Origin of the sequence: Microbacterium sp. (assembly GCF_043427715.1) — a bacterium.
GTDB lineage: Bacteria > Actinomycetota > Actinomycetes > Actinomycetales > Microbacteriaceae > Microbacterium.
The window spans coordinates 20,764-27,249 of record NZ_JBHWTD010000073.1 but is presented as its reverse complement, the minus strand read 5'-3'; the positions used below and the strand labels follow the sequence as shown (position 1 = coordinate 27,249).

Annotated in this window: 4 protein-coding genes; 2 read left to right on the top strand and 2 right to left on the bottom strand. The window is 69.3% G+C overall.

All coding sequences use genetic code 11. The features are described 5' to 3' along the window. Positions 1-69 precede the first annotated feature (69 nt). Together ACHFGS_RS07990 and ACHFGS_RS07985 are read right to left on the bottom strand one after the other, a co-directional pair. The gene (locus ACHFGS_RS07990) at positions 70-897 is read right to left on the bottom strand and encodes a serine hydrolase domain-containing protein (protein WP_394289336.1); all 828 of its coding nucleotides are present in this window, start codon (positions 895-897) and stop codon (positions 70-72) included. Further along, entirely contained in the window at positions 897-2,228 is a 1,332-nt protein-coding gene (locus tag ACHFGS_RS07985) for a hypothetical protein (RefSeq protein WP_394289335.1), read from the bottom strand. Before ACHFGS_RS07985 ends, ACHFGS_RS07990 begins: the two co-directional genes overlap by 1 nt. A 151-nt stretch (positions 2,229-2,379) precedes the next feature. On the opposite strand from ACHFGS_RS07985, the gene secA reads away from it, so the two are divergent. Continuing rightward, positions 2,380-5,175, top strand: a complete 2,796-nt coding sequence (gene secA, locus ACHFGS_RS07980) for a preprotein translocase subunit SecA (RefSeq protein ID WP_394278498.1) — start codon at positions 2,380-2,382, stop codon at positions 5,173-5,175. Between the two features lie 75 nt (positions 5,176-5,250). Beyond that, complete coding sequence (locus tag ACHFGS_RS07975) at positions 5,251-6,474, top strand: pyridoxal phosphate-dependent aminotransferase (RefSeq protein ID WP_394278497.1); 1,224 nt, start codon at positions 5,251-5,253, stop codon at positions 6,472-6,474. The last annotated feature ends 12 nt before the right edge of the window (positions 6,475-6,486 follow it).

Genomic DNA, 6,486 nt, shown 5'->3' with positions numbered 1-6,486 from the left:
CCTCAGTGATGGAAAGGAGGGGGTGGATGCCACGTGGCATCCACCCCCTCCTTTCGCGTCCGACGGCACTCAGCCGCGGAGCGCGGCGATGACGCCGTCGCTGAAACCGGGCCAGACCTCGGCAGCCCAGGGGCCGAACGGGCGGTCGGTGAGGGCGACGACGGCGGCGCCGAGGTCGGGGTCCACCCACAGGAAGGAGCCGGCCTGACCGAAGTGGCCGAAGGTGCGAGGGGAGTTCGTGCCGCCGGTCCAGTGCGGCGACTTCTGCCCGCGGATCTCGAACCCGAGCCCCCAGTCGTTCGGCGATTGCGTGCCGAAGCCCGGGAGCACGCCGCGCAGACCCGGGAAGGCGACGGAGGTCGCGCGCGCGAGGGTGTCGGTGTGCAGGAGCCGGGGCTGCTGGAGCTCAGCGGTGAACCGTGCCAGATCCGCCGCGGTGGACGTGCCGCCCGCGGCGGGGGAGTCCCCGATTCCGGTGCCGGTCATTCCGAGGGGCGTGAAGACGGCCTCGCGGGCGTAGTCGGCGAACGCGATGCCGGTCTCGGCTTCCAGGAGCTCGCCCAGTACCTCGAAGCCGGCGTTCGAGTACAGCCGCCGCGCGCCGGGCTCGGCGCGCACCTCGCGGGTGGAGAAGTCGTAGCCGGCGGTGTGCGCCAGCAGGTGCGCCACCGTCGCCCCTTCGGGCCCGGCAGGCTGATCGAGGGACAGCGCGCCCTCCTCGACGGCCAGCAGGAGGGCGTAGGCGCTCAGCGGCTTGGTGACCGACGCCAGCCGGTAGGCGCGGTCCTGGTCGCCCGCGGTGGCGCGGACGGTCCCGTCGGCGGTGACGACGGCGATCGACGCGCTGTCGACGGGCCACTGCGACGCGGCGGTCGCGGCGTCGGTGAGGGACGGCATCAGTCGAAGATGCCGTCGAGGATGCCGCCGATCATGAGGCCGCCGAGCAAGCCGCCGACCATGTCGCCGCCGCCCACGCCGCCACGGCGACCGCCGTACCCGCCGCCGTAGCCGCCGTTGTTCCAGTCGTTCGGTCGCGAGGAGTCGATGTCACGCTGAGCGAGCTCGAGGGCCTGCCCTGCCAGCTCGCCGGCGCGGCGAGCGAGGTTCATCGCCCGCTCGCGGTCGTCCTCGGCGATCGGGCCGGCGAACGCCATCAGATCGGCGCGGATGCGCTCGGCCTCGGCGAGACGGGTGCGGGCGTCGGCGCCGATCCAGCCGCGGTGACCCGAGATGACGCTGCGGGCGACGCCGATCTGGCGGTCGGCGTCGTCGATGGCGTGGCGCACGTGGGATTCGGCGGGGATCGGGCGCTCGGCGCGAGCGCGTGCCTTCGCGACGGCCGCGTCGAGGGCGGCGTTGGCCGTCCGCAGACGGCTGAGCTCGGTGAACGGGTCGGGCTTCGCCCCGGCGGGTGTCAGCGACCGCAGCGCCGACTCGAGCTCGGCGGCAGCGGCACCGACCTCGGGGTTCGAGCGCATCGGCTGGGCGACGACGAGGTCATCGCGCGAGTCTTCGACGATCGCGCTGAGGGTGGACTCCGCCCGCAGCGCCTCGATCTCGAAGGTGTCCACGGCGTCCACCAGCGTCGCGGCGCGCCGTGACGCCTCGATCGCGGTCTCCAGCGCCAGGTTCGCCTGCTCGCGTTGTCCGCCGTCGCGGCGCCGCTCCGAGACGCCCGCGCTGTGCTCGGCGAAGTCGAGCAGCTGAGCGGCCTCGGCCGCGTTGCCCAGCACGTTGCTCATCGCGGCATCCGAGTACCGGGTCGACAGGCGCTCGAGGGTCGCATTCAGCGCGGGAAGGCGGTCGCGCATCCGCGCGACGTCACGGCGGATGCCGTCGATGATCTCGGGGGCCCGGCGGGCGCGGGCGATCGCCTCGGCGAGCGACTCGGTGCGGTCGTCGAGGAGGTCTTCGGCCCATTCGCACAGCTGCACGATCCGGGCGTTGCGGGTGCGCAGCTCTTCGGGGGTGTCGGGGATCTCATCGAAGTTGAGCTGGTTGAGGTGGAAGGCCTCGCCCATGTGCTGGCGGACGGCGGTCAGTGCTTCGCGCAGCTCCTTGGTCGCGTCACGACCCAATTCGATCTCGGCGTAGGCGAGCTCGTCGTCGGTGACCCGGATGCGCTCGTCTGCGGAGACGAGCGCCGCACCCGCCTTCCGACTCAGTTCGGCGTCCTGCGCCTCGACCTCTGCGCTCTCGCGCTTTCGCTTGCCCCAGAAACCGGCCATGGGCCGATCTTACGTGCCCGCGCGGCCACGCGGCCGTCCAGCACTCTCGTAGGTCACAGCCAGATAACATGGCGGAGTATGTCTGCGCGTTCTGCGCTCCGGCTCCCGTCGACACCGTGCGTCGGGGGGACCTGACAGATGGAGATCCTCCGTGGCCAACCCACTCGAGAAACTGCTTCGCGCCGGCGAAGGACGCATCCTGCGGCGTCTGCAGCAGGTCGTCAAGGCCGTCGGCGCCCTGGAAGAGGACTACGCGCACCTCACCGATGAGGAACTGCGCGGCGAGACCGCTGAGCTGCGTGCGCGCTACGAGGCGGGGGAAAGCCTCGACAAGCTCATGCCCGAAGCGTTCGCCGCCGTCCGTGAGGCGGCCAAGCGGACCCTCGGCCAGCGTCCCTACGACGTCCAGGTGATGGGCGGCGCCGCTCTCCACCTCGGCAACATCGCCGAGATGAAGACCGGTGAGGGAAAGACCCTGACCGCCGCGCTGCCGGCGTACTTGAACGCGATCGCCGGCAAGGGCGTCCACGTCATCACGGTCAACGACTTCCTCGCCTCCTACCAGGCCGAGCTCATGGGCCGCGTCTACCGCGCGCTCGGCATGACGACGGGAACCGTCGTGGCCGGACAGACCCCGGATGTCCGCCGCGAGCAGTACGAAGCCGACATCACCTACGGCACCAACAACGAGTTCGGCTTCGACTACCTTCGCGACAACATGGCGTGGCGCAAGGACGACCTCGTCCAGCGCGGTCACTTCTTCTGCATCGTCGACGAGGTCGACTCGATCCTCATCGACGAGGCCCGCACCCCGCTCATCATCTCCGGTCCCTCCTCGGGCGAGGCGAACCGCTGGTTCGTCGAGTTCGCGAAGATCGCGCGCACCCTCGAGGCCGGTGTGGACTATGAGGTCGACGAGAAGAAGCGGACGGTGGGCGTACTGGAGCCCGGCATCGAGAAGGTCGAGGACTACCTCGGCATCGACAACCTGTACGAGTCGGCCAACACCCCGCTCATCTCGTTCCTCAACAACTCGATCAAGGCTCTCGCGCTGTTCAAGCGCGACACCGACTACGTCGTCATGAACGGCGAGGTCATGATCGTCGACGAGCACACCGGCCGCATCCTCGTCGGACGCCGCTACAACGAGGGCATCCACCAGGCGATCGAGGCCAAGGAGGGTGTCCCGGTCAAGGCCGAGAACCAGACGCTCGCCACCGTCACCCTGCAGAACTACTTCCGTCTCTACGAGAAGCTCGCCGGCATGACCGGTACCGCCGAGACCGAAGCGGCCGAGTTCATGTCGACCTACAAGCTCGGCGTCGTCCCGATCCCCACCAACCGGCCGATGATCCGCAAGGACCAGTCCGACCTCGTCTACAAGAACGAGCAGGCGAAGTTCGCGCAGGTCGTCGAGGACATCGCCGAGCGTCACGCCGCCGGGCAGCCGGTGCTCGTGGGCACGGTGAGCGTCGAGAAGAGCGAGTACCTGTCCCGACTGCTCTCGAAGAAGGGCGTCAAGCACGAGGTCCTCAACGCGAAGAACCACGCTCGCGAAGCGGAGATCGTCGCGCGCGCGGGTCGCTTCGGAGCCGTGACCGTCGCCACGAACATGGCCGGCCGCGGTACCGACATCATGCTCGGCGGCAACGCCGAGTTCCTCGCGGTCCAGGAGATGAAGGCGAAGGGTCTCGACCCCGTCGAGACGCCGGAAGAGTACGAAGCCGCCTGGGATGAGGCGTACGCCGCCGTCAAGGCGAGCGTCGAAGAGGAGGCCGCGAAGGTCGTCGAAGCCGGCGGTCTGTACGTCCTCGGCACCGAGCGTCACGAATCGCGCCGCATCGACAACCAGCTCCGCGGCCGCTCCGGCCGTCAGGGCGACCCGGGCGAGAGCCGGTTCTACCTCTCGCTCACCGACGACCTGATGCGGCTGTTCCAGTCCGGCGCCGCCGAGGCCATCCTCGCGCGGACGAACTTCCCCGACGACGTCGCGATCGAATCGTCCATGGTGACCCGCGCGATCCGCAGCGCGCAGGGGCAGGTCGAATCCCGCAACGCCGAGATCCGCAAGAACGTCCTCAAGTACGACGACGTCCTCAACCGCCAGCGTGAGGCGATCTATGCCGACCGCCGTCACATGCTCGAGGGCGACGACCTCAGCGAGCGCGTCGAGCACTTCCTCGAGGACGCGATCGGCGCGATCATCGATGACCACACCAGCACCGGCCACAACGAGAGCTGGGACTTCGACGCGCTGTGGGCCGAGCTGAAGACGCTCTACCCCGTCAGCGTGACGATCGACGAGGTCGTCGCCGAAAGCGGCGCGAAGGGCAAGGTCACCCCGGAGCTCCTCAAGCGCGAGCTGCTCTCCGACGCGAAGATCGCGTACGCGGCCCGCGAGGAGAAGCTCGGTTCGCCCGCGATGCGCGAGCTCGAGCGCCGCGTCATCCTGCAGGTGCTCGACCGCCGCTGGCGCGATCACCTGTACGAGATGGATTACCTCAAGGACGGCATCGGCCTGCGCGCGATGGCTCAGCGCGACCCGCTGATCGAGTACCAGCGCGAGGGCTACCAGATGTTCCAGGCCATGATGGGGCAGATCAAGGAGGAGTCGGTCGGCTTCCTCTTCAACCTCGAGGTCGAGGTGCGTCAGCAGGACGGCGGCGACATCGACGCCCAGGTCGAGGCCAAGGGCCTGAACGCCCCCACGATCGACGCTCAGAAGCTGCAGTACACGGCCTCCAACGACGCCGGCGAGGTCGAGGTCCGCAACGACCGCGGCCAGGTGCAGCAGGCGGCCACGAGCAAGGTCCGCCAGGCGCAGGCCGAAGCGGAGACGGTCAGGCCCGCCGAGGGCGCCCGCGGCGCGTTCGGTCAGCGCACCGACGCCCCCGAGCCGGCGCCGCAGAACCGCGCCCAGCGTCGCGCGGGCGGCAAGAAGAAGTAGTCCGCTCCGGCGGCCGGTGCCTTCTCAGGCCAGCGGCCGCCGGTGGGACCGGGGCGGCGGCGATATCCTGATCGGATGACCCCTCGCATCCTCGATCAGTCGTCCAAGCTCAAAGACGTCCTCTACGAGATCCGCGGGGCCGCACTGGTCGAGGCCGATCGGCTGCAGGACGAGGGCCACACGATCCTGAAGCTGAACACGGGCAATCCCGCGGTCTTCGGATTCGAGGCGCCGTTCCAGATCGTCCGCGACATGATCGAGGCCATCCCGCAGGCGCACGGCTACTCGGACTCCCGGGGCATCATGTCGGCGCGGCGCGCCATCGTGTCGCGGTACGAGCAGGTGTCCGGCTTCCCGAAGTTCGACCCCGATGACGTGTACCTCGGCAACGGCGTCTCCGAACTGATCACCATGACGATGCAGGCGCTGTTGAACGAGGGTGACGAGGTCCTGATCCCCGCGCCGGACTACCCGTTGTGGACCGCGATGACGAGCCTCGCCGGGGGAACCCCGGTGCACTACCGGACCGACAACGAGGCCGGCTGGCAGCCCGACCTCGAGGACATCCGCGCCAAAGTCACCGACCGCACCAAGGCGATCGTCGTGATCAACCCGAACAACCCGACCGGCGCGGTGTACACGCGCGAGGTCCTGGAGGGGATCGTCGAGATCGCCCGCGAGCACGATCTGCTGCTGCTCTCCGACGAGATCTACGATCGGATCCTGTTCGACGAGGCCGAGCACATCCCGCTCGCGACGCTCGCTCCCGACCTCCTCTGCCTCACGTACAACGGGCTGTCGAAGACCTACCGCGTCGCCGGCTACCGCTCGGGGTGGATGGTCATCACGGGCCCCAAGCGTCACGCGGCGGGCTTCCTCGAAGGCATCCAGCTTCTCGCCTCCACGCGGCTGTGCCCGAACGTCCCGGCGCAGTTCGCGGTGCAGGCGGCGCTGTCGGGGGTGCAGTCCATCGACGCGCTCATCGCGCCGACGGGCCGCCTCCACGAGCAGCGGGATGCCGCGTGGGAGGGCCTCACGGCCATTCCCGGCGTCTCCTGCGCGAAGCCGCAGGGTGCGCTCTACGCGTTCCCGCGTCTGGATCCGAACGTGTACGAGATCCATGACGACGCGAAGTTCGTGTACGACTTCCTCGTCGCCGAGCACGTGCTCCTCGTGCAGGGGACGGGGTTCAACTGGCCGACGCCGGATCACTTCCGGATCGTGACGCTCCCCGAAGCACGCGTGCTCACCGAGGCGATCGAGCGGCTCGGGAACTTCCTGTCGTCCTACCGGCAGTGACGCCAGGCGCGG

What these genes read in the sequence shown, in the direction of transcription:
- ACHFGS_RS07975 (WP_394278497.1), top strand. Translation starts at nt 5,251, where the DNA reads ATGACCCCTCGCATCCTCGATCAGTCGTCCAAGCTCAAAGACGTCCTC.
- ACHFGS_RS07990 (WP_394289336.1), bottom strand. Translation starts at nt 897, where the DNA reads ATGCCGTCCCTCACCGACGCCGCGACCGCCGCGTCGCAGTGGCCCGTC.
- ACHFGS_RS07985 (WP_394289335.1), bottom strand. Translation starts at nt 2,228, where the DNA reads ATGGCCGGTTTCTGGGGCAAGCGAAAGCGCGAGAGCGCAGAGGTCGAG.